Consider the following 1899-nt stretch of genomic DNA (forward strand, 5'->3'; position numbering starts at 1 on the left):
CGCCGAAGCCGGCCGTGTACGCGCCGAGAACGACGAGCGCCGGGGCCGGGGGGAACGTCACTGCCCGGAGGACAATCGCCAAGAACACCGGAGCCACACAGCCAGCGGCGGCGATAGCATAGCCCCCGCCGAACAGCACGAACCCGAGTTTCGACGACCGACGCTCGGGCAACTGGACGTGGAGATTCGGGCTGTAGCCGACGAGGACTACGCTCCCGAGCACCAGCAACCCGACGCCGACGAGCGGTTCGAGCATACCGAGTACGGGTTCGATTGACTGCCCGACGAGGAGTATCCCCGCCGATAGCAGGGCGAAGACGACCACGACGCCGAGAAATGCCGCACTCCCACGGACGAGAGCGCCCATCACCGGAACATCCGCTTCGGTATCGTCGTCGACGCTCGACACGTAGTAGCCGACGTAGCCCGGTAGCAGCGCGTACGCGCACGGCGAGAAGAACGTCGCCACGGCCGCGCCGAGTGCGAGCGTGGCCGCACCTGCGGTCTCAGCACCAATCATCCGCCACCTTCCCCACCGGCCTCGGTGATGTGGTTACCGATGGTCTCCGCGGAGTGTTTGCCCTTCGCGGTCCACGTGACGACGTTGTCGGCATCGAGGATAGCCACCATCGGGACGGCGCTTGCACCGAGGGCTTCCGTGAGCGCGAGGTCCTCGTCGGGTGCGACGGGCCAGTTCCCGTCGTGTTCGACCCACCACTCGCGTATCTCCTCGCGGGTGACGGCGTGTCCGAGCGGCTCGTTGGTCACCGAAACGAACTGCACGTCGTCGCCGACCCGGTCGTACGCCTCTCCGAGCGGCGTCATAGACGCAGCACAGACATCACACCACGTAGCGAAGAATTCGACGAGCGTCACGCGGCCCGGTTCGGGGACCGTCAACGTCTGTTCAGGACTCCCGGGAGCGTCGACTGCCGTCAGCTCGATGGGGTCGATTCGGTCCGTGTCGCTACCGAGAACGTCGGTTCCACTGACAGCGTAGGCACCGGTACCCAGCGTTGCTGCACCCGCGAGTCCGGCGAGGAGGTCGCGTCGGCGCACTGTTTACACCCCGACGAGCGCTTCGACATCCTCGATGACTGTCGTCGGCTTCGGTGGGTCTCCGGCGTACGCCCGCTCGACGACGCCCTCGTCGTTCACCAGAAAGATGAGTCCGGTGTGGAGAAACGGCATCTTGGCACCCTCTTCGTGTTTGTACGCCTCGCCGAAGGTGTCCTCGACGACGGCTCTGGCTCGACGTTCCGACTTCGGTCGCATGAGATAGCAGTTGCCGAGGTCGTAATCGAAGCCGCGTTCTGCGCCCCACGATTTGAGCCGTTCTGGTGTGTCGTGCTCCGGGTCGAAGGTTATCGCGCCGAGTGCGATGTCGTCTGTGAATCCGGCTTCCGCCGCTCGGGCTTGGACCTGCACCAAGTTCTGGCCTAAGTTGAGACAGATGCCTTCACAGCGCGTGTAGACGAACGTCAGCAGGAGATGTCGCTCGCCGACGAAGTCCGTGGTCGTGACCGGTCGGTCGGAGACGACTCCGGGGACCGTCACTTCCGGGAGTTTCTCGCCGTAGACTGGGTACGGGAGGTCGGCTTCTTTGAGGTTCTTGTAGTTGTCCGGCGGAGCCAACGTGACGCCCTTCGGTCGATTCTGTCCGGAGAGACACCCGGATACACCGGTAATTGCCGCTGCACCGGCCGTCTTCAGCACGGTCCGTCTACTGACGGGCGTTGTTGGAGTAGTCATGGTTCTTCCGTGGACGTGGTGGCCTCGTCCGAGAGCAACGAGTGCGTCTGTTCGTTCAGTTCCTCGAGTCTGGTTCTCGCGATGCGCGGGAGTTCCGACTGGGGCGCACGGGGCGCCGGTTGTTCGTGCGGGGGGAGGTCGGGGTTG

At 64.6% G+C, this 1899-nt stretch carries 3 protein-coding genes; all 3 read right to left on the bottom strand.

From position 1 onward, the window contains the following. A partial coding sequence (locus tag QT222_RS01685; RefSeq protein ID WP_491476101.1) for a cytochrome C biogenesis protein occupies nt 1-520 on the bottom strand: 520 nt, incomplete at its 3' end. After that, entirely contained in the window at nt 517-1059 is a 543-nt protein-coding gene (locus tag QT222_RS01690) for a TlpA family protein disulfide reductase (RefSeq protein ID WP_491476102.1), read from the bottom strand. The genes QT222_RS01690 and QT222_RS01685, both read right to left, overlap by 4 nt. A 3-nt stretch (nt 1060-1062) precedes the next feature. Further along, entirely contained in the window at nt 1063-1752 is a 690-nt protein-coding gene (locus QT222_RS01695; RefSeq protein WP_231512926.1) for an SCO family protein, read from the bottom strand. Nucleotides 1753-1899: the final 147 nt, after the last annotated feature.

It is taken from the genome of Haloferax sp. s1 (genome assembly GCF_058382125.1).